General features: G+C 44.2%; 20 protein-coding genes and 4 pseudogenes. 11 read left to right on the forward strand and 13 right to left on the reverse strand.

The annotated features are described in order from the left end of the window. Positions 1-1,511, reverse strand: a pseudogene (locus tag HMPREF9969_RS04265) (helicase-related protein); the annotation flags it as partial. 280 nt (positions 1,512-1,791) lie between these two features. Between HMPREF9969_RS04265 and HMPREF9969_RS04270 the strand changes: the two are divergent. The 10 genes from HMPREF9969_RS04270 to HMPREF9969_RS04315 all read left to right on the forward strand — a co-directional run bounded on the left by HMPREF9969_RS04270 (position 1,792) and on the right by HMPREF9969_RS04315 (position 13,388). Beyond that, positions 1,792-4,293 (forward strand): outer membrane beta-barrel protein, encoded by a 2,502-nt coding sequence (locus tag HMPREF9969_RS04270; protein ID WP_009434640.1) that lies wholly within the window; start codon positions 1,792-1,794, stop codon positions 4,291-4,293. A 100-nt stretch (positions 4,294-4,393) separates the two neighbouring features. Continuing rightward, positions 4,394-5,791, forward strand: a complete 1,398-nt coding sequence (locus tag HMPREF9969_RS04275; protein ID WP_036868247.1) for a leucine-rich repeat domain-containing protein — start codon at positions 4,394-4,396, stop codon at positions 5,789-5,791. A 15-nt stretch (positions 5,792-5,806) separates the two neighbouring features. Next, on the forward strand, positions 5,807-6,271 hold the full coding sequence (locus HMPREF9969_RS04280) for a hypothetical protein (protein ID WP_009434629.1): 465 nt from the start codon (positions 5,807-5,809) through the stop codon (positions 6,269-6,271). Between the two features lie 15 nt (positions 6,272-6,286). Next, positions 6,287-6,919: a DUF4903 domain-containing protein gene (locus HMPREF9969_RS04285; RefSeq protein WP_009434637.1), complete on the forward strand. Its 633-nt coding sequence runs from the start codon at positions 6,287-6,289 to the stop codon at positions 6,917-6,919. A 78-nt stretch (positions 6,920-6,997) separates the two neighbouring features. Further along, a complete protein-coding gene (locus HMPREF9969_RS04290) occupies positions 6,998-9,349 on the forward strand; it encodes a TonB-dependent receptor (RefSeq protein ID WP_009228513.1) in 2,352 nt (783 codons plus the stop codon). Beyond that, complete coding sequence (locus tag HMPREF9969_RS04295) at positions 9,346-10,044, forward strand: HmuY family protein (protein WP_008822860.1); 699 nt, start codon at positions 9,346-9,348, stop codon at positions 10,042-10,044. The genes HMPREF9969_RS04290 and HMPREF9969_RS04295 overlap by 4 nt, the downstream gene beginning before the upstream one ends. Before the next feature lie 278 nt (positions 10,045-10,322). After that, positions 10,323-11,195, forward strand: a complete 873-nt coding sequence (locus HMPREF9969_RS04300; RefSeq protein ID WP_008822861.1) for a hypothetical protein — start codon at positions 10,323-10,325, stop codon at positions 11,193-11,195. Further along, the gene (locus HMPREF9969_RS04305) at positions 11,188-12,063 is read left to right on the forward strand and encodes a hypothetical protein (RefSeq protein WP_008822862.1); all 876 of its coding nucleotides are present in this window, start codon (positions 11,188-11,190) and stop codon (positions 12,061-12,063) included. The genes HMPREF9969_RS04300 and HMPREF9969_RS04305 overlap by 8 nt, the downstream gene beginning before the upstream one ends. Positions 12,064-12,088: 25 nt before the next feature. Next, entirely contained in the window at positions 12,089-12,676 is a 588-nt protein-coding gene (locus HMPREF9969_RS04310) for a peptidase (protein ID WP_008822863.1), read from the forward strand. Positions 12,677-12,935: 259 nt separating this feature from the next. Then, positions 12,936-13,388 carry a hypothetical protein gene (locus HMPREF9969_RS04315; RefSeq protein ID WP_008822864.1) on the forward strand — a complete coding sequence of 151 codons (453 nt, stop codon included), beginning with the start codon at positions 12,936-12,938 and terminating at the stop codon, positions 13,386-13,388. 218 nt (positions 13,389-13,606) lie between these two features. Here the strand turns inward: HMPREF9969_RS04315 and HMPREF9969_RS04320 are convergent, their stop codons facing one another. The 10 genes and pseudogenes from HMPREF9969_RS04320 to HMPREF9969_RS04360 all read right to left on the reverse strand — a co-directional run bounded on the left by HMPREF9969_RS04320 (position 13,607) and on the right by HMPREF9969_RS04360 (position 21,685). Further along, positions 13,607-14,026: a hypothetical protein gene (locus HMPREF9969_RS04320; protein ID WP_004359027.1), complete on the reverse strand. Its 420-nt coding sequence runs from the start codon at positions 14,024-14,026 to the stop codon at positions 13,607-13,609. A 192-nt stretch (positions 14,027-14,218) separates the two neighbouring features. Next, positions 14,219-14,728, reverse strand: coding sequence for a DUF3408 domain-containing protein (locus HMPREF9969_RS04325; RefSeq protein WP_004359024.1), 510 nt, complete (start codon positions 14,726-14,728; stop codon positions 14,219-14,221). After that, positions 14,716-15,030, reverse strand: a complete 315-nt coding sequence (locus tag HMPREF9969_RS04330; RefSeq protein ID WP_004359023.1) for a helix-turn-helix domain-containing protein — start codon at positions 15,028-15,030, stop codon at positions 14,716-14,718. The genes HMPREF9969_RS04325 and HMPREF9969_RS04330 overlap by 13 nt, the downstream gene beginning before the upstream one ends. A gap of 20 nt (positions 15,031-15,050) precedes the next feature. Next, entirely contained in the window at positions 15,051-15,320 is a 270-nt protein-coding gene (locus HMPREF9969_RS04335; RefSeq protein WP_004359021.1) for a helix-turn-helix domain-containing protein, read from the reverse strand. Positions 15,321-15,710: 390 nt separating this feature from the next. Then, complete coding sequence (locus HMPREF9969_RS12790) at positions 15,711-15,956, reverse strand: hypothetical protein (RefSeq protein WP_118264313.1); 246 nt, start codon at positions 15,954-15,956, stop codon at positions 15,711-15,713. Positions 15,957-15,983: 27 nt separating this feature from the next. Beyond that, entirely contained in the window at positions 15,984-16,469 is a 486-nt protein-coding gene (locus tag HMPREF9969_RS04340; RefSeq protein WP_036894994.1) for a DUF1896 domain-containing protein, read from the reverse strand. 55 nt (positions 16,470-16,524) lie between these two features. Further along, positions 16,525-17,808, reverse strand: coding sequence for a site-specific integrase (locus HMPREF9969_RS04345; protein WP_009292478.1), 1,284 nt, complete (start codon positions 17,806-17,808; stop codon positions 16,525-16,527). 12 nt (positions 17,809-17,820) lie between these two features. Beyond that, positions 17,821-19,074 (reverse strand): site-specific integrase, encoded by a 1,254-nt coding sequence (locus HMPREF9969_RS04350; protein WP_036894999.1) that lies wholly within the window; start codon positions 19,072-19,074, stop codon positions 17,821-17,823. A 257-nt stretch (positions 19,075-19,331) separates the two neighbouring features. Beyond that, positions 19,332-20,471, reverse strand: a pseudogene (locus HMPREF9969_RS04355) (DNA methylase); the annotation flags it as partial. Positions 20,472-20,494: 23 nt separating this feature from the next. Continuing rightward, positions 20,495-21,685 (reverse strand): hypothetical protein, encoded by a 1,191-nt coding sequence (locus tag HMPREF9969_RS04360; protein WP_156787942.1) that lies wholly within the window; start codon positions 21,683-21,685, stop codon positions 20,495-20,497. A 409-nt stretch (positions 21,686-22,094) separates the two neighbouring features. On the opposite strand from HMPREF9969_RS04360, the gene HMPREF9969_RS04365 reads away from it, so the two are divergent. Next, positions 22,095-22,571, forward strand: coding sequence for a histidinol phosphate phosphatase (locus HMPREF9969_RS04365; RefSeq protein WP_009434634.1), 477 nt, complete (start codon positions 22,095-22,097; stop codon positions 22,569-22,571). A 114-nt stretch (positions 22,572-22,685) separates the two neighbouring features. Here HMPREF9969_RS04365 and HMPREF9969_RS04370 read toward each other — a convergent pair. Both HMPREF9969_RS04370 and topB read right to left on the reverse strand, forming a co-directional pair. Then, a pseudogene (locus tag HMPREF9969_RS04370) lies at positions 22,686-23,099 on the reverse strand (hypothetical protein); the annotation flags it as partial. 92 nt (positions 23,100-23,191) lie between these two features. Then, positions 23,192-25,256 (reverse strand): annotated as a pseudogene (gene topB / locus HMPREF9969_RS04375) (DNA topoisomerase III). Positions 25,257-25,331 lie beyond the last annotated feature (75 nt).

Here is a 25,331-nt window from a genome sequence, read left to right on the forward strand (position 1 = left end):
CGAAGCTCGTCCTCTTTTTTCCAAGAACTGTTGGCAATGTTGGTGTAAACATCTTTATTGGCTACAACCTTTGCCATTTCCTTCTCATGCGACTCTATTACCTTTGGAATACGCTCCAAGGCATTAACGAAGTTCTGACACGCAAGTTTAGGGTCAGTTGCCAACTTACCATTATTATAGGTATAGTAGATACTCTCCTGCCCTTTCACAAAGAAGCGGTTCACCGAACAGTCGAACAAGTCCTTGGAAGTACTCTCTGTCTTGACCATAATGGAGAAACCATAGATTTCGCCAATTTTGTTGTACTCTCCTTTGGTGCGAGCTTTTTCGTCTATCTCCTGCAGACGGGCAGCAATGGCCTTGATATCGGTGCTGTCTTCTACACCTTTGATTGTCAGTTTATTTATAGGTGTACCTTCATCATCACGCTCCACACGCTGCTCAAATAGAGTGAGGTCAGATTGTGCCTCCTTGATTTTGTCCGTATGGAAGGATACAGAACTTTCAATCTCTGCCAACTTGCCCGTTGCGGCATCACGCTCACGGAGGAAGTTCTTGCGCTCGGATTCTAAGGTGGTAATCTTCTTATCCAATCTTGCTTTCTCCAAAAGGTCGGTATTGCCAGAAAGCACCGCTACGTATTCGGAGAAGTTTATGCCGCTGTCCTCATCCATCGAACCCTCATCAATGGTACGACTACCAAGTGTGTTTGTCTTTAGCTGATTAATGAAGAGCTGCTTGTTATGCAGCAGGTTGAACTTGTAACTATCCAATGACCGCTCGACGGCATAGATAATCACATCAACTTTGTTGTCGGCAAATTCCTTAGCGATAAGGTTTCCCTTGCGCACCGCTCGTCCGTTACGCTGCTCTAAGTCCGAAGGTCGCCAAGGCGTGTCCAAATGATGGACTGCAACGGCACGTTGCTGAGCATTCACACCAGTACCCAACATAGAAGTAGAACCGAAGATTATACGGATGTCTCCACGATTCATCGCTTCTACCATCGCTTTCTTGGCTTTCTCGTTCTTGCACTCCTGAATGAAGCGTATCTCGTAGGACGGGATATGATAATCTTCTACCAATTTACGCTTCACCTCCGAATAGATATTGAAGTCTCCACAGGGCTTATAAGTGCCCAAGTCGGAGAAAACAAATTGCGTACCTTTCTGTGCATCATACTTCTGATAGTAGTCGTTGAGCAACTTCGCACAATGACTTGCTTTGTTGTCTATATGATCTGAGTAAGCATTTTCATCAATCATGCGTAAATCTAAGCTCATCTTGCGGGCATAATCGGTTGCAATAAGCATCTTTGCCTTTTCCTCGCTCTCACTCAGAGGTGCTCGTCCCAAAAGCGTGGCATCGCCACTCTTGGCAAACTCCATCAGCTTGCCGATAAAAACTTCCTGCTCGGGTGTCGGTGGTATATTATGTAGTATCTCATTCTTTTCAGGGCGGTCGATACCGATGTCTTTGGCAGTGCGAAAATCGCATATCTCCGCATAAAAGTAATGGGGGTGAATGTAATCGACTGATTACTAATAAAAAGCAGAATATATAATCTGATAAGGTGAACGACTAAGAAACGAGCGAGTTTCTTTCCCTTTCTTTATTCTGCAAAGTCTCAAAGAACTCTCTGTTTGATGTTGCAAAGATAGCGATATAATTCATATAAGCAAAGTATTTACGTTGTTTTTTCAATGAAAATCAACCTTAGACATTTCTAATTCTATAAAATCGCCATTTTAAGGTATTGCATATATCTATGAACAATGGTAATTTTGCAAAATGATAATCAAAAGAATTCTTTTAATCTTCATCATTCTACTTCTGCTGTTTCCCACTGCTAATGCTACTATTTTGAATTTAGTTGTGGGTGATACTATATACCCTACTCGAAAACATGTTTCTTCATTACATAAAACGATAGAACTCGATGAAGTTCAAGTTATTGGACAGCGGAAATTGTTTTCCATAAGAAAAGACACCACGTTTATCAATACTGATTGCCTTCGAGTAAGGAAAGGTGCTAACTTGGAAGACTTAATCAGGAATATTCCGGGCATGGAATACGACAAGGCGAACAGGCAACTATCATTCAAAGGAAAGCCATTGAACGGCGTAAACATCAATGGCGAGACCTTTATGGGCAACGACATTATCGCAGCGTTGGAGAATATGCCAACCGATGCAGTGGAACTACTGAAACTGTATGACATGCTCAGCGCATTGGAGAAAATGACGGGAGTAGATGATGGTGCCGACAATTATGTGCTGGACATCAAGACCAAATCTACCTACAATGGCAGCCTGACAGGAACACTAACGGCTGAACACGGCAATCGCGACAGACGCAGGGATGAGGTACAGGGCAATCTATTCAATGCCGATGGCGAAAACACCTCGCTGACTTTGCGCTCTGACAATCTTAGTAATATGAACATTGGGGGAAACAATTTCCAAAACATATTGTCGGGCAATATCGTGAAGAAATTTGGTAAGAAAATTACGCTCAATGCAAGCCTCTCACTCAATGCCTTCCACAATGGAAGCGAGAATCATGACTATGATGAGCAATATCTTTCATCGGGAACAAAATATCGGGAATCAATGCTGCTTTCCTTGAGCAAGAATCACAGTAATGCCGCAAACATAAATCTGCAGTATAACATAGACAAAAAGACTTTGCTGAATATAAGTGCAAATGGAAACTTCGGACGGTCAGACAACCTGACTGACAACACAACATACCTATATGAGCGCAATACGGCTGCGGACACGCTGACCTCGGGAACGCTGCGAAATAACACAAAAAGCAATGGAAAGAATTACCATGTATCTGCCGACCTCACACGGCGGATTGGCAAGGCTGGGGCATCATTTACCGTGAAGGCGACACTTGGCGGTAACTCGAATGAAACTAATAATACCAGCCTTTCACTGACGAAATTCCACCACCTGCGCAACGCTGTGGGCGGAGATTCACTACTGTTGCGCAATCTTTGCCAACAACTGCCCACCCTGCGCAACGAAAGCAGAATATCATTGCAATATACCCATCCTTTTGGCAAACAGTTGAAATTGCAGACAGGGTACGGACTGCATCACGAAGAGGATAGAAACACAAGCAACACTTACGACTATACTATACCGAATAGACCATACATAGATAGCCTAAGTTATGAGAACACACTATCTATATGTGGGCAGGAACTTACCCTGAGAATGGATTATAAGGGTAAGCAATGGAAGATAAACAGTGGCATTGATGTAGAATGGCAACGCAGGAATATCTGCCGGCAACACAATTCGGAAACAGTGGACTATACAGTCAAGGCTACGGAATACAAGCCCAAGTTCGGCGCAAAGTGGAACAACGGAAAAATAGAAGTTGAACTGCGTTATAACGGAAACACACAACAGCCTTCCATACAGGCTTTGCTGACACTTGATGACAAGAGCAACCCGCTGTCCGTGAAGATAGGCAATCCGCAGTTGAAGCCAGCCTATCAACAACAACTGTCCATCAGATTAAATGAGAGAAAATATGGTATTACCTTTATGGGCAATTACCACAACTCGTTCAATGATTTTGCAGAGGAAGTAACGTATGACTCAAATACTGGCGCACGGACATACAGAACTGTCAATATCAACGGAAATTATTCTGTGGACGGGATGCTGCAATGGCAGAAACAAGTGAAGCGTCTGATGCTCTCTGGTACTATGAGAACTTCTTTTAAAAACCACGTCTATCTCTTTCACGAACAAACGTACGGTAATGCTTTGAAGAGCAAGACACATACAACGGGTAATGAGGTTAGCCTACGATTGAACTACCAGCCGAAATGGGGGAATATTGACCTACACGCCAGTTGGCAACTCTACCGTTCCAACAACTTACTGACAAACACCCATGTAAATACCATTGACTACGACTGTGGCATCAGCGGCACAGTAGAACTTCCCCACGACATTGAAATATGGGGCGATGCAAATTGTCATCTGCGCCGAGGAACCTATTCAACCACAGATGATGACCAGTGGCTATTGAACGTGGGAGCATCGTGGCGTTTTCTCAGGAAGAAACAAGCCACGCTCTCATTCAAATGGAACGACATTCTGAATAGGCGAAGGGACTTCAACCGTTCCGTTTCAGGTTACGGGTATCACGAGAGTTTCCGACCACAGATACATGGTTATGCCCTCGTATCGCTGCGATACCGTTTTAGCCTTACCAAAAGTAAAACAGATAAAAATTCTCACAAACAGCAAAATCCTAATAAATAAGGATTGCAAAAATAAAAATAAAATCATAAGAAATAGGTATTGTGAAATCCAAACAAGGCTCCTACCTTTGCAACTCAAAACAATTAATTTATTATCGAAAATGAAAATAGTAAAGAATTTAACATTACCAGTATTGGTATTCCTTGTGATGGGACTTGCCTCATGTAGCAGTGATGATAATACAGTTCATTACAGCACAAACTCCCTTAAAAATACAGAATTGATGACTGTGTTGAAATCGAAAGGTTATCAGTTCGACAAAGACGGTAAGTTGGAACTCAACGATTTGGCCAACAATACCACATCGCTTGACCTTAGCGGTACAAACCTGAAGGATCTCAGCGGTCTTGATATTCTTCCAAACCTAAAAGATGTAAAACTCTCCAATAACGGGTATGGACCTGTTTTCGACTTCGCTCAGCTGCCAGCACAAATTACCGGTGTAGATTTGACGGGCAACGACATTTATGACTTTGAAGGACTGGTGAATGTAAAGACGGAAGAGAATGGTGATGAAACCGTAACACAGTTGCACAAAATCACAAAATTGTACTTGCCACAGACAGCAAAGTTCAACATCAAAGACCTTGTGCGTTTCTATCGAGAGAAGAAGGCAGAGATTGAGTCTGGAAGTATAGACGTGAAGATGGAAACAGCAAAAGGCGACTTGCAGAAATACAATACCATTCGCGAGATACCTGATGAGAATATAAGGGCTAATTTCAAAAAATATTTTTCCAGCATCTTTGATGAAGACGGTATTCATATTGACATCAGCAAGCGGTTAAGCAACAAAGATAGGTCGAATGCCTGTGTATTTAATGAGTGGTATGGAGTAGCCACTGCTGAAACACTGGAAGGGGTACAATATATTGTGAACAATCCTTATTGGGACGGCAAACTTCTTACTGTAAACCTGACAAACAAAGCGAAACTCCCATACCTGAGACCCTGTAGCGGTCTCATGACCTTGTCATTGACAGACGTGGATGCCTCTGAAGGCATCAATCTTGAGGATGCTACAAACATGACAGGTCTCCTATGGGTAAAGGTTAGCGGTATTAGCGAAATAGATTTAAGCCATAGTACCCTGTTTGGTCAGAGAGCGATTGAGCAGGAACAGGATGGTCCCGGTGGTTCCTCACTTGTTTTTGTAGAATGCCCGGATTTGAAAAAGATAGCTTTACCGGAAAAAAGCGGATTGCGATCTTATATGATAACATTTGCGAATATGAAGAGTTTAGAACAGGTAGATTTGTCCAAATTTAAGATGATATCTAGTTTGGAACTTGGCGGTTTATCTCCGAATTGTCGTGTTACCTATCCGAAATTGACGGAATTTCATACCTACGATAAAAAAACCGCTTTTGCGTGTACGCAAGACGTATTTGACAGACAGGAAACAAAAGACTTTATCAAGAAGTATCTCGAGGTCTTGTCCGGTGGTGGTGGCTACATAGAAGATGGAGTTGAATGGTCATCACTAATTAATAATTAACAAAACACAAAAAAGATGAGACATTTTTTAATTTCTACCATATTGACGGTAATCAGCATCTTAGGATTTGCAGTAAATTCTAATGCGCAGACAGGTACTTACAATGGTACGTTGAGTAACATTACTATGAATGGGAAATTATACAATGATGCTACAAATCAGAGCTTTACATTGACAAGCGCTGGTGGTAACCTGTATGATTTGAGAGGTACAGTGGGACCTATTGGCAAGATGCCGGGAAAAATCAAAGTAGAACTTAAAGTTTCTATCAACAATGGAGTTCTTACAGCAACGACCCCCATAGGCGATTATGCCGGTAAATTGATGTTGTTGAATGGTGGATTACCCATTAATATTAAATTATCCAGTTTTACAGGCTCTCTTGTAAATAATGAACTCCACTTCGTTCTTGACACATACGCAGGTTGGAAATTCGCTCCTGTTTTCCCTGCTTCTGTTACTTTTAACGGTACGCTATAACCATAACAAGACGATATGCGATTCATAACAGTAAAATGTATCCTTTGCCTCTTGGCAGTGTTCTCATTGGGTTTATCTTCCTGTAACAGTGATGACAATTTGGAACAAAAAGCCCCCGCTCAGGAATACCTAAAAGAGGCAAAGAATATTCTGTCAGGAGATATTGTCCTTTCCACAAAAGCGACAATGAACACGGTCGATAAGACCCTCCTGCCCCAAGGATGTCCTACTAAATTTAATTTCAGTTGGGAGAAGGACAGTCTTCGTCTGATGCTCGATGGCTTTACCGTAGGCAAGATGCCATTGATTGTGTATTTCTCATGCAAATGTAAGTTTATGCAACTCAACTCTTGGGAAAAAGACGAATATAAAGGGGATGGCTGGATAAAGTTTAAAGGTAAGGACGGTAGCGTTACGGGAAATCCTAAAGATGATTCCGGAGTACAGCAAGGAAGTGGCGCAGGTGTAGAAGGCTATCTGAATGTGAAAACAAACCAGATTACATTCATAGTTGATTACAACATGATGAACGTGCGTTCCGAGTGTTTCTTACAGACCATCGACAAGAACCGTATCAACAATTACGAAGCCGAGTTTGCCCAATACGAGAAGGACTTGGCAGCCTATAAGAAGGAACACGGATTGTAATACGTTACAAATATGACAATAAAGGAAGTGAGGGGCTGTGAGTGCTTTCACTTCCTTTTTCAATAATAAAAAGAAACGATGCAGAAGAAAGGATTCTTATTCTTACTCCTTTGCCTGCTTTTGGCGATAAGCGCACAGGCACAGCGCAGGGTAAGGATAACCATACTTGAGAAAGATACGCAGCAACCTTTGGTAGGGGCTACTGTGCAATATGCCACGAGCAAAGAGATGTTGGATGTTAAGAATACCATTACCGACATTGAAGGCAAGGTGATATTAAGTATAGAAAAGGGAAAGGAACTATACTATAATGTCCATGCAACGGGCTTCGTCCCCGTAAAAGGAAGTGTGCCGCCACAGGAAAACAACATAAAGATTGTTATGCGCGAAGACGTGCTGCACCTGAACGATGTCGTTGTAACAGGTTCACGAACAGAGCGCCCCGTAAAACTTTCGCCCATTACCACACAGGTATTGGGCGGAAAGGCACTCGTTGATGCAGGGTACAGCGACCTACAACATGCCCTGCAACAAGAGACACCAGGACTCAACATTCAGAAAGTGGGTTTCGGCAACGAAATCTCGATGCAGGGACTCGACGCGCGCCACGTTCTCTTTCTGCAAGACGGTGAACGAATGACGGGCGATATGGCAGGCAACCTCGACTACGAACGCTTTAATCTGCACGCCATCGACCGTGTGGAGATTGTAAAGGGTGCCAGCAGTACTCTGTATGGCAGTCGTGCTTCGGGTGCGGTCATCAATCTTATTTCTAAAAAAGCGACCAAACCATTGGATATTCAGGCAGGTATGCGCTGGGCACAGATGAACGAGCGCAACTACAAGACACCGTCTCCAAAAGATTTTCTATATATGTTTGAGAAGAATAGCGACCGCCCTAACCTGCAAGCATGGCTTTCGGCAGGAGTGAAGCACAAGGCTTTCACCTCACAAACCGACGTATGGTATAGCGAGAGCGATGCCTTTTATATGTATCAGGCGGAGAACGACAGCAAGACCTACACAAAGGAGGCTAACCCATTCCTCCCTCACGACATCACGCTAAACGGTACTGCCGTCCGTTCACCAATGGGTATTGAGGGAACGGAGCATATCTCGGCAGCGCAGAAGTTCTATTACGAGCCTAACAGAAACCTGTCGGTACAGGTGTATGGTTCGATGTTCTTCATGAACTCATACGACCTGATACAAGACATGACCTTCTCGCAGAGTCGCGACTTCATGGCAGGCGTTAAGGCGAAATATAATGTAAAAGACTGGTTTACCGTAAACCTTAGCATACACAACGATTTCTACGACCGTTTCAAACGGCACGAGCGTATCGATGAACGCAAGAAGGTGTACAAGAGTAAAATATTCGAGCCACGTCTCACACTGACAAGTACCTACTTTAGCGGACACAGCATCATACTTGGAGTGGAACATACTTCGGATGAACTCACCAGCGACCGATTTGTAAACCGTAAGATGACCACTCGGGCACTGCACGAGACGGAATACTTCCTGCAAGATGAATGGACGGCAAACAAGCATTGGATGCTGTCGACAGGCGTGCGCACTAACTTCTCGAAGGCGTTCGGATTTATGTATATGCCAAAGATTGCAGTTAAATATTCGCCTGATGAGCATTGGGCAATACGTGCCAACTACTCCATGGGCTATCGTGCGCCCAGCATCAAGGAACTGTTCTTCAACTGGGATCATCTCGGAATGTTCCAGATAAGGGGTAGCGAAGACCTGAAGCCAGAGAAGAACCATTATTTCTCTTTGGGAGCAGAATACACCCATAATGGTTTCTTCATGAATGTAAATGCTTACATTAATAAGTTCCGTAACAAGATAGAGGGCGTATGGCATATTTACGATATGCAGTACAACTTCGAATACACCAATCTCAGCAGTCAGCGTCTGTACGGAATCGAGGCTATCCTGAAGTGGCATTTCCTCGACCACTTTACCCTGAACGGAACTTACAGCTATGTAAACGTGAGCAAGCAGGATGGCATACAAGTGAATACCACGTCGCCACATGCTGCCACGGCAAGCATCGACTATGTATATAACAAGCCTAACTACCGCTTGAAAACCATCTTCAGTGCATCGCTCATGGGCGAGAAAAACTTTGATGTGCAAGATCGTGTGTGGGTGGAAGAACATCATAAGAGCTACGATGCCTATTTCCGCTGCACGCTGCCTACCTATGCACTCTGTAACTTGGCAGTGGTGCAGACATTCTACAACAAAGTGAAAGTTACGCTCGGAGTAGATAACATCTTCAACTATGTGCCCCACACCTTGGGGTCGGGCATCACTATGTTCAATGTTCCTGCCACCAGCGGTGCAAAGGGATATGTGCAAGTGGAGTTTCTTGTTGATGACATTGTAAAATCATTAAAAAGAAAGAAATGAGAAAATACATATTCATACTTTTCGCTTTAACGACAGCATTGTCCTCGTGCGTGAGTTACGATGCGGAGGAGTTTACGGGCAAAACGCTGCCAAGAGTTACGGGATACACCACTGGCATTACCAACGATTGGCTGTACATCAATTTGCGCACAGGAAAAATATTCAACCTTGACAAGCCCAATGGCGACATTAAAGAGGGCGAACAGCGGGAACGTACCGACTGGGACATTGCCTTTTGCGGCTACCGTATGCGAACGAATAGCGGAACATCGGGTAATGGAAAAGGCGGAGCCGCCGACTTAGGATACGGCAGTTACGACACTTGGAAAACGGTGGCGCAATTGCCAACCAATTTACAATGGGTGGTGGATGACCATTCGGTATATATCACCATGTCGCAAAACGACTGGAACAAGTATCTCATCGCCAATAAACTCGACTTTGAACAGAATCCTTGGTTCGATCCCAATCGCGGTCCTGCATCGACACAGACAGATGCTAACCCCATATTGGCAAAAGCGATGACCTTCACAGGTCCGCCACCTGTATATGCACCCTCGTTCCATACATACGTGGTACGCACTGCCGACGGAGAGCGATATTTCAAATTACAGATCATCAGTTGGTACAAAGCCGATGTCGAAATAGGCGACACGGGCGGACAGATGAGCTATTATTGTGATGAACTCCGGTAGGTTTTAGGAAGTGTATTACCAATCAACGAAAAGTGCATTATGAAACTCAAAAAAGTGCATTATGAAACTTCAAAAAGTGCATTATCAATCAGACAGGAGTTAATGAGCAATCCCGAGAAAGTCAATAGGCAACAGAAAAATAGCTAATGAACATCCTTCAAAAAGCTCACGACCAATTTTGAAAAAGCTAATTACCAATCTGAGAAAAGCTAATGAGCTTTTTGCACTATCTTCTTATCTGTTGGCAAATAACAGATTGACTAAAACGAAAGAAAAGAATGAAAAATAAACAAAAATACTATCCAAGGCAAACTCTTATAGCCTTTCTGTTAGTTCTCTTCGCCATGCCATTGGGACACGCACTGATGATACTCATGGAAAAATTCATGGGCGAGGGAGCCATGCACATCGCTGGTTTTATGATGGGCTTTGTAGGTTTAATCCTTGTCATTATCGGCGTGTTCGTAAAGGGAGATACTCGGCAGACATTGTGGGGTTTCATCGGTGGACTGCTTTTTTGGACAGGCTGGGTGGAGTTTCTTTTTCTCTATTATGCCCGTCGCTATGGTGTTCAGCCCGAGATTGAAAACGGAGAGATAGTAACCAAGCCCGAATATCTTATCATGCCCGCATCGTTCGGATTATGGATGATGGTGATGACGATGTATGTGTTCAGCACCCGCAACGGTTGCGACTTCATCACATGGATTCAGAAAGTCGTTTTCCGCACAAAGCGTAAGGTGATAGCCGCCCAGCCCATGACACGCCACACCAGCATCGTAACCTTTATGGAGCTCAATATGATGCTCTGGGGGCTTTACCTGTTGCTGATGTTCTGTTACGACAAGCGTTTCCTCGGCGACCACCATCCCGTTACGTTCCTCGTAGGAGTGGGATGCCTCATAGGCTCGTTCTTTATATTGCGTCGCCAACTGCGTCTTGCCTCATGGGGTGCAAACATCCGCATGGCAATCGCAACGGTTGTCGTGTTCTGGGTACCTGTGGAAGTGCTTGGTCGCCTTGACTTTTTCAAGGAGATTTGGATTGAGCCGGAGAAGTATACTACCCAGATGATTTGCATCCTCGTGGCATTCGTGGCATTGCTCGTCTATATCATGTTTGCAGCTCACAAGAAGAAAAGCCATGAGTAACAAGAAACTATATTGGTGGAAATCCATCGTGTCGATGGGCGTGATATTGGGAAGCATGCCCATGGTTCACTTGGTGGCACGAGTATTGAAGGACAACTACGACGGCACGCAACTGTTGGGTGCTGGCATGGCTGTGGGATTCGTGGGCTTGGTGATGGTGGTGGTCGGTGTTTTCGTCAAGGGACAGACTCGCCAAACCTTGCTCGGACTTATCGGTGGCATGTTCTACTGGACGGGTTGGGTGGATTTCCTCTTCATGTATTATGCCCATCGTTGGGGCACACATGCTGAGATTGACCCAGTGACAGGAGAAGTGTTGAGCCGCCCTGAATATCTTCTGCTCCCTGCCACCTTTGGCTTGTGGGCAATGGTGATGTTGCTCTACATCTTCTGTTCCCGAAATGCCTGCAACTTCCTCAACTGGTGGCAGACGCTCTTCTTGGGGAAGAACAAGCGACTCATCGCCGCTCGCCCGATGACACGCCACACCAGCATTGTTACCTTCATGGAAATCAACACAATGCTCTGGACTTGCTATCTCCTGCTGATGAACCTCTACGATCCTCAATTGTTTGGTCGTGAGAGTCCAGTCACCTTCGGTGTAGCCTTCGGTGCCTTGCTTTCCGCCCCATACGTATTTCGCAAGCAACTCCACTTGCAATCGTGGGGAGCAAACATCAGAATGGGTACGGCAACGGTCATCGTGTTCTGGATAGCGGTAGAGGCATTTAATCGCACGGGCATCATCGGGAAGCTCATTGCACATCCGAGCGAATATCCTTGGCATTGGGTGGTAATGGTGATAGAACTTTGTTTCTTGGCAGGAAAGATTGTCAAGGATGCAAGGGCGAAGAAAGAAAAGAAATAAGATAGATAATCAGATAAGGAAATCAATGAAGAAAGGAACTTGGAGAAAACAACATAAATGGCTTGGTATCGGCTTGAGCTTCTTCATGCTGATGTTCTGCGTGTCAGGCATCCTGCTCAATCATCGTTCACTCATCAAGGAGGTGAACGTGAGCAGGAAGTACCTGCCAAGTCGTTATGAGTTTCGGAATTGGAATGGTGGATTGCTACGAGGCACGCTTGACATTGGCAAGGATTTAATGGTAGATTCCATGAGGAATGTGGATTCTTGTCGCCAACTGTTGCTTTATGGCAATGGTGGCATCTGGCTTACCGACTCCAAGGATTTCAATGAGGGGTTGCCAGAAGGTGCAGACTATCGTCAAATCAAAAATGTCATAAGGCTTGATAATGGAAGGATATTTGCTGTCTCACCTTTCGGGCTTTATCGCTATGGAGTGCATAACAAATGGCATGAGGTGAATATGTCACTGGAGGATGAGGAGAAATTTACGGACATCGCTTCGCATGGCGACACCCTTGTAGTGCTCAGTCGTTCCTTTGTCTATACCTCGCTTCCTCCTTATACACAGATACAATCCTCAAACCCATGGAGGGACAATTGGAGAAGTTGAGGCTATTATTTCTCAAACTAACCATAAGTCATGGAATAATGTTCCAGAGAGCTACAGGCAATCACAGGCATCCTATGCTTATTATAGCCTTACTAAAGCCATTCCAAAGTTGTCCAAGCCCCAAATTGATAATTATATTTATAGATTAAATGATGCGTTTATAGGGACTGCGACTTTCAGTTTTGAAAATAATATGGTGAATTTTATATTTAATTTGCAAGAAGTTATTGTACCTGCATCAAAATAATCTTGTAAGTGTATGGAACAAAATAAAATATTGTTTATTATAGGTATAATGACTATGTTCTCTTGCCATTCTATTCATAAAACAATGGAATCTGGCAATGGGCAACTTAGCAATTCAGAAATTATCCAATTATTAACTGATGACAGTGTAAAGTATTGGATAGGTGTTAATTTTGGTTCTTCTTTTAAATTTGCCAGAGAAGGCTTAAGATTCAATTCTTATAATAAGAAAGGAGATGAAGAATTTACTTCCCAACAGGACATTTTATTCCCTAAAGTGTTTGATGTTGATGGCATGCGAGTTTTTATTTATTGGAAACTTCCACATCCTGTGGAAAAGCTCTATCCATATGTTGATTACAAAATACGGAAAATTTCAAAAGATACGTTAGTTATAGGGGATTATACAGACTTTGTGTTTGTTAATGGTCATGGTAATGCCCCAAATCGGGAATTGTCAAAATAAAAAAATAATAAATGTGGGGTAATACTCCAAATCGGGAGTTATTGAAATAATTATCTGATTATCAATGTACTTTCCAAAAGATAAAGTATTAGGGCAGAGTGGAAAAATCGTTGAAACTGGTCCTATGTAATCGTTCAAAGTGACCCTTTTGTATCATCCAAAGAGGGATTGGACATTCGCGGTACGATACGAGTATGGGTGTTATGATTTATCAGCATTCATTCTTCTCTACTCCCAAAGGATTTTGTCAGTTGTACTGCTTGCTGTTGTAGTCTGATGAGAATTTGGGAATAGGTTTCGAGTTTGCCGAGCAGTTGTTGAGCAGTGGCAACAGAATGATAAGTATTGAGGACTTTCACGACTTCGTTGTACAGAACTCCTATCTTATGAGCCAAGGCAACGATTTCTGAGAGTTTCTCCAAGTAAGGTTCTTTTGCAGGGTCTTGGGTGATGACCTTAAAAGATTCACCAAGAAGCCTTGCTCGGACAAAGTCGCTCTTTGTCTTTGCTCCCGACTTGCGATAGAGTCTGATAAGTTTCTGCTGGTCTTCGGAATTAGGTATTCTGATGTGCCATCTGTCCCATCGTGGGCAGGTGGCACATCTGCCGTCTGGCTTCTTTTGTTTTTGCTTCTTCATTGCTTTCTAATCACGACTTTGGAGTGATTTAATCCCCTTTCGGGGCAAGGGTCTTTGTGGTACAAATGGCAATTTGTGGTACAAAGACACACCTTGCTGATGTAGAAAATGGGATTATAAGCCCCTGCTGTGTTACTGCATTCATTGAATACAGTAACTCGGCGTAGGCTTGCATTCGAGGAATGCAGTAATTCAGAGTTTCCTCCATCTTTCCACATCTTCCTTGTATTGGTCGAGGTGTTCCCGCAGTACCTGTTCGACATATCCCGAAACGCTCGCTCCATGCTCACCGATTCTCCGCACCACGAAGTCTAACTTTCGTTGGGTTTCCTCTGATACATACACGGCTTTGCGGTGGCTGTTGCGAAAGGGCTGGAGATATTTCCCCTGAAACTCGGATAATTGCTTTCTGTCCTTTGTTTTTCCCATTCTTTGATGAAATTCTTCGGTAGAAGTAGCCCTTTCTGTTGGCGACAACGCTGTTTCTTGATAGGACGGTTGAGAAAAATCCTTGTTACTCTCCTTGTCATTTTGTTCCTCAACTTTATCAACAGGCTCAAACCTTCTCTTTTCCTCTTCATAATCGAAGGGCTGGTCAAAATCGGGTAACTCTTCGGGCTTGCGGAGCTTAACGCCATAATTTCCCATATCTCTAATGGCTTGTTCCAAGCGTTGTTTCCTTTTTTCATCTATTCTTGCCATAATTTCTTGGGTATCGGGTTATAGTGTTTTTCAAGCATGGCTTGTATGTCGCTCTGCTTGTAGAGTATCTTCCCTCCGATTTTGTAGAAAGGAAGCGTTCCTGAGTTTCTGTACTCTTGGAGCGTGCGTGTGCTGAGCCGTAATTGGCTGCAAACCTCCTCACCCGAAAGGTAAACCTCACCATTCAGCATCGGACGGGCGGTAGAGCAATACCGCTCCAACTTCTTCAAAGTGCCTTCCATCAGTTGTGAAAACAACTGCATCTGAGGGTCTTCCCGCGTAATGATTTCATTCTCTGCCATAATTCATTCATTCTTTGATTTCAATCCTTGACTGCATTCAGCATTTCACAGATGTCGGTCTGTTTGTAATAACACTTATGTCCAATCATGGAGAAAGGGATTTTGCCCGTATCTCGGTATGATTGTAGGGTACGCTTGCTGATGCCTAAACGCTTGCACACGGCTTCGTTGTCGAGCCATTGCTCGGTCTTGGGAGGATTACCGATGAGTTTTTCCACACGATGGATAAAGTCTGCAAATTCGGAGCGATGTCGCTCCCACGCTTTGCGGTCGATGATAATGAGTTTCATTGTCTTAATTTTGTTTTGATTACTTTATTGTTACTCAGCAAACAAACTGTTATGCAGTCCATTGCCGTACTTCTCGGGTGCAAAAGTAACCCCTCGGAAGCACCACTGCAAGAAATGAGGATAAGCAGGGAAATAGAGAGAAAGCAATAGAAAAACAAAGGAAATCCGTCTGTGTTATTGCGGTAATGAGATGAGGTGCCGGCTCGTTCCTTTTATTATCTTGTTGTTTTATCGATAATTCGATAGTTCGACAAATCGAGATGTCGAAGTGTCGATAGATAGTTTTATCGATAGATTATTTTGACGATATATAGTTTTGACAACAGATAGTCATGACAACAAATTGTACAAACAATAGATTGTCCGTATTATCGTCAGTCCTATCTGTTGTTAGTTGTTACGCCTTGCGTCCAAAGAGCCTGAGTATGCCGTATTCTTGTCGTGCCTATACTCTCTACGGCAGCCCAGCCCTGCAAGGTTGGGAGAGATGAATACGACCGCATGGATATAGAAAATGGCAATACCACCTTGAAACAGAGAAATCCTGCGGTGGAGATTCTTCTCTCCATCCGCAGGACTCGACCTTGTCAGGGCAGACAGGCTGCCGTTGTACCTTTGCACGATAAGAAACGGCATCAGGAACTTTGCGTGCGCCGCCTTTGCCTACAACGCCTTCAGGCTTGCTTCCTCCGTCAGTCTGACCGTTGGCAGATTGTTGCTCTCGATGAGCAGCACTATCGTGCCTGTCAGTTCGGTGTAAAGACGGCCGTATTGCTCGTCAGAAGCCAATGTGTCCGTCAAACCGAACTTGTCGAATGTGGCTTGAACAGCCTTGTTCGACAACAGTATAGGTACGAGTTTCTCTGGGAGCGGTGCAGGAAGTTCCCTTTCAAACTCGTTTTCCAACACGGATATAAGCGTATCGTACTTGGAAAAGTGCAAGCCTTGATACAATGCCTCGCTTGCCATGCTCTCCGCTTCAATGTGTGTAAAGCCTTGTGCTACAGCATCGCAGTAAACTGTGAGAGCCATATCTGCCCGTGCAGTGATAAACTCCGTATCTTGCAACTTTTCGGGGTGATGCTCACTCATGTAACTTCTTAACTTCAATCGAAAGTAGGAAAGTTCCTGTTTGTTCTTCTGTTTCATTGTTTTTCTTGTTAAAAAGTTGGACTTCTTTTTTTTGAATCATTCATTACGGCTGTTACATCCCAATTATGGGACTTGACTTTTTCGGTGTTCTTGACGGACACAGCCGTAAGGCTTTACGCAGTACCCTTGTATGCTCACTACCCATCAGGGGTTGCATTTCCTTGGCAATCTTGCTCTTGGTCACCCGTGCATAAATCTCGGTCGTGGAGATAAAGCGATGCCCCAGCATCTTGCTCACCGTCTCTATCGGAAGTCCGTTCTCCAGACAGATGGTCGTGGCAAAGGTATGCCGTGCGGTGTGCGAGGTCGCTTGGGTATGCGGTGACAGTCCCGCCTTAATACAAATCTCCTGAATAGTTCTATTGAAATTACTGTTGCTGGGAAACTCTCGAAAGAAAAGCCCCTCCCTTCGTCCGTGGCTCACAATGGCGAGTATTTTCTCGGCAACGGGCAGCAACGGGACAATACTTCTGTTCTGTGTCTTTGTTCGGCAGAGGGAGATATATCTGCGTCCATCACCGAGCTTATAGACATCATCCATTCTGAGTTTCTTCAAATCGGAAAATGCCAGCCCCGTAAAACATCCCAAGAGGAAAATAAGTCTGCAATGGTTGTCTGTCGAGCGGTGCGGACGGTAAGCCAAGAGTTTTTGCAGGTCGTCCGCCGTAAGTGCATTGCGCTCGTAGGTAGGCGTTTCTATGTCTATGAGTTCAAAAGGGTCTTCACGAACGTATCGCTCCTGCAATGCCTTGCGAATGACCTGATGCAAGTGGCGTAGGCGGTTGCCGACACAGCTTTCCTTGTTTCCCAAGTCCCGAAGCATATAAAGGCGATAGTCCTCAAGCAAAGTCTTGTCCACCTCTGTGGGCATACAGTCTGCCCTGCCCCTTACTTGCAGGAAATGAACAAAACTCTTGTAGCTGTCCTTAAAAGCCCTGACGGTTGCCTTGCTTAAGGTTCTGCCCTGCAATTCCTCCTTGTATTCACAAACGGATTGATATAGCTCCGTAAGTGTTGGCATGGGGCGACTTTGCTGCATATAACGCTCCTTGAGGTATTCCGCCGTGATATAGTTTTCTTCCCTTAATGTACGTTCATAGAGTGAATGCAAGCACTCTTCTATTGAGTTCAGTTGCAGATTGATGCCGCTTGAATTACCTGTTGTCGCCTTGATGCACCCTTTTCGGGCAAGCCACTCGTCGGGGGAAGTTTGCAACTGCGTGGAAAACGATGAGGACGTTCCGTTACAGGTGATACGGCAACGGATTACGCATAGTCCGTCTTCATTGGTCTTGCTTCTATCTATGTAGAATAGTATGGCAAATGTACTTTTCATTGTTCCGCGGTTTTAGTTGGTCAGTTGATAATGTGCGAGTTGTGGAAGTATTTTCTCTATGTCCAGAAAGACACGCTCGGGAGAAGTCTCCGCATACACTTGCGTGGTTTTGATTTGACTGTGTCCGAGCATTTTGGAAACGCTCTCAATGGACACGCCTTCCGACAGTGTCATCTGCGATGCAAAGGTATGCCGTGCCATGTGATAGGTCAGCGTTTTCTGAATACCGCAAAGCCGTGCTATCTTTTTGAGGTGTATGTTTACCGTGTCGCATCCGGGTATGGGCAGCAGATACCCCTTGGGCGGTTCGTGTCGGAAAGCCCTCGTGTGAATACCCCGATAACGCTTGATAATGGCAGCGGCTTCGGGAAGTAGGGGGATGTGGCACACGTTGCCCGTCTTTATTCTCGGCTTGCGTATCCAAGTCATTCCCGCTTCGTGAAAGATGTGCTGCTCCGTCAAGTGATACACGTCGGTATAGGAAAGTCCCGTCAGGCAGGAGAAAAGGAACATGTCCCTCGACACTTTTTCATAGCCTTGCAGTTCGTCTTCTCCCAAGGCTGCGATACGGCTTACCTCCTCCCTCGTGATGTAACGTGGAGTGCCCACTTCCCAACGAATGGAATGGTTGATGAAGGGATAGGTGTCAATGATATGCCGTTTATGCAGGTCTTTGAGCAAGGAAGCCAGCATGGAGAGATAACCAGCCGAGGTATTGAGCTTGAAGCCCTTTTCTTTGGCGAAGTAGTCCTCCAAGTCTTTGATGAGGGCTGTGTCCACTTTCTGTACGGGAATATCCTCCACATGGTAGCGGTACCTGACGAAGTTTGCCAGATGCTTGCGGAAGAGCAACAGGCATTTTAGTCTGCGTTCGCTGCGGTCTATGCCCACACGCTCACGGAAGCGGTTGATATACTCGCCCGTATGATAAAGCAGTCCTTGCGACTCGCTGTTCAACCCGAACACCAATTCCCTTACTCGCTCTGCCGTGACGCGAGCATCGGATTTTCCCGAAAGAGACTCATAAACCTTGTGAATACTCACCTGAAGGCGGTCAAGTTCCTTGTTTACCGATACGGCTTCGGCACTCTTGCCCAGCAGTCGGTTCTTGCGACTGTCCCACAAACGAGGAGTACACGAGCATTTGCAACTAAATTGTACCATAGAGCTTCCTGCGCTGATGCGTCCCATGATGGGACTTTTTCCGTTTTTGTCCTGCGTACCTCTCTTGAGGTAGAAAAGCAGCTTGAATTTTTCTTTTTCCATTGTTTTTTACTTGCAAAATTACACTTCTTTGAGGAACTTTGAACGATGCAAAACATTGATAATGAAAGAGAAAACTCCGTTTTAGTTACCACTTTCAGCCGTCCTTTTCCTTTCATCGTTTTTCGAACGATTTGGTAACTGAACTCCCTCCTTTTCGCTCCCTTTTCTGCCTGTTTCCTATGATGCAACCCTAAGAAGAAACAAGCAATATCCGCTGTATTTCAGTCAGATATGAATTTTATGCCATATTCTGCTTTCTACTCCCATACTTCCGCATAGAAAGCAGCCAGTTCGGGCACTTTTATGAACGTCCTAAACCGCTCTTTCTGAATGATGTCGTTCGTGATGGAGAACTCGTAGTCGGTAGATTTCTTGGCAAAAACCGCTGCCCAAGCGTCAAAGCTGTTGATACCTTGCCTCTCCAAAGCCTGCGGACGAAGATACTTGAACAGAAGATACAGTTCCGTCAGGCTATTTGAAATGGTCGTTCCTGAAAGGAAAGTGGCTCCCAAATCCTTGCCGGACCGTTCTTGTATGGTACGAATAGCAAAGAGCATGTTTAAGGCACGTTGTGAGCCATCGGGATTGCCCAAACCCGACACACGGTCGTGGCGGGTATTGAACATCAGGTTCTTGAATTGGTGCGATTCATCTACAAAGAGGTGGTCGATACCCATCATCTTGAAATCTACGGCATCGTCTTTTCTTTCTGCGATGCTGTCCTGTATGTTCTGTAACTTAGCTTCAAGCGTCTGTTTGCGTTTTTCCAGTCCTTTGAGCATCCCACGGGAGATGTCTCTTCCTTGTTGTCGCAACACTTCGAGATTCTCTTCTACGGAGTCCAGTTCCTTTTGCATAATCGCTTCCTGTATCTCCAAGGCCTGCGGTATCATGCCGAACTGTTCGTGTGTCAAGATAATACAGTCCCAGTCGTTGTTCTTGATGTCGTTGAAGATACGTTGGCGGTTCTGCTTATTAAAATCGTTCTTACCTGGATAGAGTACCTTAGCATTAGGATAAGCTTTCCTAAAAGTATCGGCAATGTCGAATACATTTGCTTTCAGCCCGATAATCATCGGCTTGTTTGCCAGTCCCAAGCGTTTCATCTCGTAGGCAGCCGTACACATGATGAGTGTCTTACCCGCTCCCACCTCGTGATCACAGATGCCGCCACCGTTGGTTTTGAGCATCCACACGGCATCCTTCTGACTCTTGTAAAGGTCGGCAATACCAAGCCGTCTGAGGTCAAGGTCGGGGAAAGTTTGGTGCGTACCGTCAAAGTTGGGTCGCACAAAACAGTTGAAAAGACGATTATAACGGTCAGAGAGTTGTTGCTTGAACGTGTCTGGTGTACGTCCGAGCCAATCGACAAAGCCCTGCCGTATCTTCTCACCCTTATGCTAATCTGACAGCAAATTATCTATTCTTTTCCTAAAGCGTCTAAGTAGCCATTCATTGTCGACAGATTGCCACATAAAGATGTATGAAAATACTTTAAACTTGAAAGATGAGCTGATGTTTCATCTATTTTTGTAATATGCTCTTTCAGTGGTATAAAATGATTTCTGATTTCATCTATTTTATAATTAGGATCAAATCGCTTCAAAAAATGTAATAAAAACCAGCACATTCTAAAGTTATTTTTATACCAACCTTTTGAGTAGTAATATTTATCTTTAAGTTTGGAATACAATTCATAATCTTTATTGGACTTCAATAACTCCAAATCTTGTTGTATTTCGTCTATTTGTGTGCTTGTTGCAGTAATTTTAGCTTCGAGTTTAGGTTTGAAGGAACTACATAACCTTTCTAATCGCCGAATATATCCCTTTGAATCTACTTGAACGGGCAATATTTTAATATTCTCTATAAACTGGAGAGAATTACAAATCTTTTCAGATTTTACCTTCCAAAAGTCATCTCCAGATACGTTTGCATAGCTACTTACCCGATTATTTAAAAGCATTTCTCCAAAATTATAACTGGATATGTCTAAAAAACTCTCAAGACCTGAAATCATTTGTGATAATTGATTGTTTAGCCAATCAAAAATATAATTATCTTTTCCATGAACAACCGCATTATAGAAATCGAGACAGTCTTTCATTACGAGACTCCATTGATCATATTCAAGTTCGTATGCATTTGTACAACTTACTACAGATGCATAAGTAGAGTATCGATATTTTACATAGTAAGAATAAGGTGCAAGTACAATATCTTTATATTTGAATGTTGAATTAAAATCACTGTTTCTTCCATAACCAAAATTAGAATAAATATGAAAAGTTACATTGTCTCCAAAATTCCAGTCAAAATGAGTAAAGCCTCCATATCTATGTGAAAATGCAATTACATTATACTTTTCTTTTATTTGGTTTATAGTACATTGCATTGCGTATGCATTTTGTCTACCCTTTCTTGTTATCCAAACATCCTCTACAGAAATACGTGGATATTCACTGCAATATGAATCAAATAACGATATTGCATAATCAAATCTTTGAGAGAGTTGATAATCTGTTACGTCGATGTCTTGATTTACAGGCTCTTGTATCAAACGTAGGTTGTGAGTCTCTGGATCTCTAATAATAGCATAAATAGTTGTCATATACATAGGAATGTTATTTTGATAAAATATAGGATTCGTTTTATGTTTCCGAAAATAAACAACGCAAATTTAAGATTATTTATTTAAATATCAAGCGAATAGAGATGTAAATTGTTAATATAAGAAGAAATCATTTGCAATCAATCTGGAGGGAGGTGTTAGTCGAGTTGCAGAAAGCTACTAAGTAATATTCAAAAAGCTCCTAAGCTTTCGGCAAAAAGCTCTTAAGCTTTCTTCAAAAAGCTCCTAACCTTTTTCTAAAAAGCTTAGGAGCTTTTTTCTGTTAGTTCTTGGTTTGATAAAATTTTATTACTATCTTTGCTGTTGGTTGCCCATGACAGCCACCTTTGTGGGTCTTATGGTCTCGACTCACGCAAGGCTAACAATGCAGACCAACTTTGTGTATACTATGGCAAACAAGCCTTTACAATTTATTCTGACTGAGCGCAAGCTCAATGTGGGCAAGGTGGGTGAGAAAACCGTACAGATTGCCCAACCTACGGGACGACACCGTGTGGATTTCCGCAACTTCTGCGAACGGGTGGCTAAGTCTACTACTTTCAATCCACAGGAAGTGGCGGCAGTTCTTAATCTTGCTACTGAAACGGCTCGCGACATTGTGGCTAATGGCGACATCGTGGACTTTGGTGACCTCGGTACGCTGAAGCCATCGTTCAAGAGTAAAGCCGTTGAAGTGGGCACGCCTTTCCGTGCGCAGGTGCATATCGAAAAGCCTGTGGTGCGTCTGGTGGCATCAACCAAGTATTTCACGCTGACCGATGTTGCTTATGAGCAGGTGACGAAGAAGGAGACTAAGAAGAAAGAAGAGGGCGGTATCGGGAAAAAGAAACCAGGACCAGAGCCTGAACCTGTCCCAGAAACGTAAAGGGTGCTTAACGGTTGTTGTGAAAGAATCACAAACCTTGTGTGTGTAAAAGAATTGGTTGCTCGGGCAAAGTTGATTGCTGGGGCAGCCTTTTTCTTTTTAACTTCAAATGTGTGCATCCATGCCCATGGATGGGACTAAACATCGTCTTATCTGCAGGTTTGTAGCGGCAAATGTGTCTGAGATAGTAGAAACGATGAGCGTATCGGTGTAGAAGGAGGTCAGTACGCTTGCTTTGATGCTCTCCCAATACCGCTTGGCGGTGTTAGCATCTAAGGTTTCACGATAAATCATCTGTTTGAGCTGCTGGGTAGGTTCAAAGAGATTCTGTTCAGACTTGCTCCAATAGCGTATATCATCGGGGTTATCCGTACGGTTGAGTACACATTTCAAGCCACCGAATCCCTGATAGTTTCGTAAGATACTTTTCTCTGCTTCGGTGGCTTCGCGGCGTTCTTTTTCCAAACGCAGCACGACACGGATAGCCTCCGTGTTGGCCTGCAGGACTTCTTTCTTATTGTATGCCATAAGGTATAACGTATTCTATTATGGGAATAATCACTCTGACACCTAAGCTTGACCGTAATGTCAGACTTTAGTATCAGAAATGAAGTAATATGCTATTTCCGTTTCTTGTTTTGTTCAAACTCAAAGGTGGTGGTATAATCGTCCTTCAAAACCAGACGGGCGTTGAACTTCTTGCCAGCCTTGCTGGTCAGCCCTTTAAGGATAGGCGTACGACCAGAGCTTATCAAGTCACGGATGTTATCTTCAGAGAGAAGTATGCCGCAGACTTCACGAAACACATGGAAACCACAGGTTTCATGTCTGCACTTGGCTACCTTGGCATAGATGCCAACACTCTGCTGTCCGCACTTTGGACAGCGGTATACAGGATAGGACTTCTGCTCTGAAGAAAGCGAGAGGAGTTCCTCGCAAATAGTCCCCACGTATGAATTAATGCCCTGTGCAAACTTATCAGATGGCATCTTTCCTGCTTCAATAGCGGCAAGGCAAGTTCCCAACTGCCTGTCATTTCCGCATTGGCAATTTTCTTGTCTTGACAATCTCATAGACAGCTAAGCCTTTCTCGGTAGGTATGATGGATTTCTTGTCCCTTCGGATATAATCACGGAGAATCAACGTTTCGATGATGTTGGCACGGGTGGCTGGTGTTCCAATACCACACTCTGCCATTACCTTGCGCTTATCGTCTTCCTTCACATCCTTGCCTGCGTTCTCCATAGCAGAAAGCAGTGTCGCTTCTGTGTAGAGAGGTTTAGGTTTGGTCTTATGCTCGGTGATGTCCGCATTGACAAGTGATAGGACTTCACCTTCTGTTAAGTTCGGCAATGAAGACAAAATATGTTCATCACCATCTTCTTTCTTATCTGCTTCCGCTTCTTTACCTTTCTGTACGGCTTTCCAACCTAAAGAGATTTGTCGGCATGCTTTCCAAGTAAAGGTGTTGGTACCGTCAGTAAACCGCACCTGCATACGCTCTTCCTCGGAATCGGGAGAAAAGGCTTCTATGAAGCGATTAACTACCATTTGATAGATAGTTATTTCATCTGTCGACAATCCAGATGGCGTTTCACCTGTCGGGATAATGGCGTGGTGGTCGGTAACTTTGGTATTGTCCACAGAATGGCGGTTAAGCGGATTTGATAGTGTCTTGCCTATCTTGCGCAGCAGGGCGGGGACTTCCTCGAAGACATCCTCGCTGATGTATCGGCTGCCAGTGCGGGGATAGGTCGTGATTTTCTTCTCATAGAGACTCTGGGCTATCGAGAGGGTTTTGTCTGCAGAAAAGCCGTGGCGTCTGTTGGTATCCTTCTGCAAGGCAGTAAGGTCGTACAAGAGTGGTGGCGCGGTATGCGTTACCTTTCTTGCGACTGACTCTGCTTTAAGCTGGCTCTGACTGCGAAGTGCAGCGAGAGCAGTCTGTGCCGATGCTTCACTCTCATAGTCTGTAATGCCAATGGCTTTACGACACGCCCTCTTTCTCCATGAGAGCGGAGAGTTTCCAATAAGGCACGGAAGAAAAATCACGGTTCTCTATGTACCGACGCAGACCATAGCAAGGTTGGGGTCTGTACCCGTCCCAAAGAATAGCCGCTTTGCGGCAATGGACAGGGCACGGCTGGCATTGATACCCACGAGCCAGTCAGCTTCGCTTCTTGCCTTGGCAGAATAATAGAGATTGTCGTAATGGCTCCCGGGTTTAAGATTGGAAAGTCCCTCACGAATAGCCTTATCGGTAAGTGAACTTATCCAAAGACGGTCGAAAGGCTTTCTACAACCAAGATGTTGGTAGATATAGCGGAAGATAAGCTCACCCTCCCGACCTGCATCGGTGGCAACGATGATACGGTCAGCCTTGTCAAAGCAGGAGCGTATCACCTTGAGCTGTTTTAGTGCTGCTGGATCGGATATATACTCCTTATCCTTACGTACCTGTCGTACCACTAACTGAAATGGATTGGGACGAATGGGCAGGTCTTCAGCTTTATAGGCAGAAAAACCGTAGGCTTCGGGCATGGCAAGGGCGATGAGGTGTCCCATTGCCCAAGTAACGACATAGCCGCAGCCTTCCATATATCCGTCTTGCTTGCTCGTTGCTCCTACTATGCGGGCAATATCTCTGGCTACCGAGGGTTTCTCGGCAATAATACAAGTTGTCATAGTCGATAATAGAATTAAGGATTACATCTTACGTCCACGGGACTTCTTCTGCTTGTTTTCGTCCTGCTTTTGTTT

The sequence above is a fragment of the Prevotella sp. oral taxon 306 str. F0472 genome (assembly GCF_000257925.1).
Lineage (GTDB): Bacteria > Bacteroidota > Bacteroidia > Bacteroidales > Bacteroidaceae > Prevotella > Prevotella vespertina.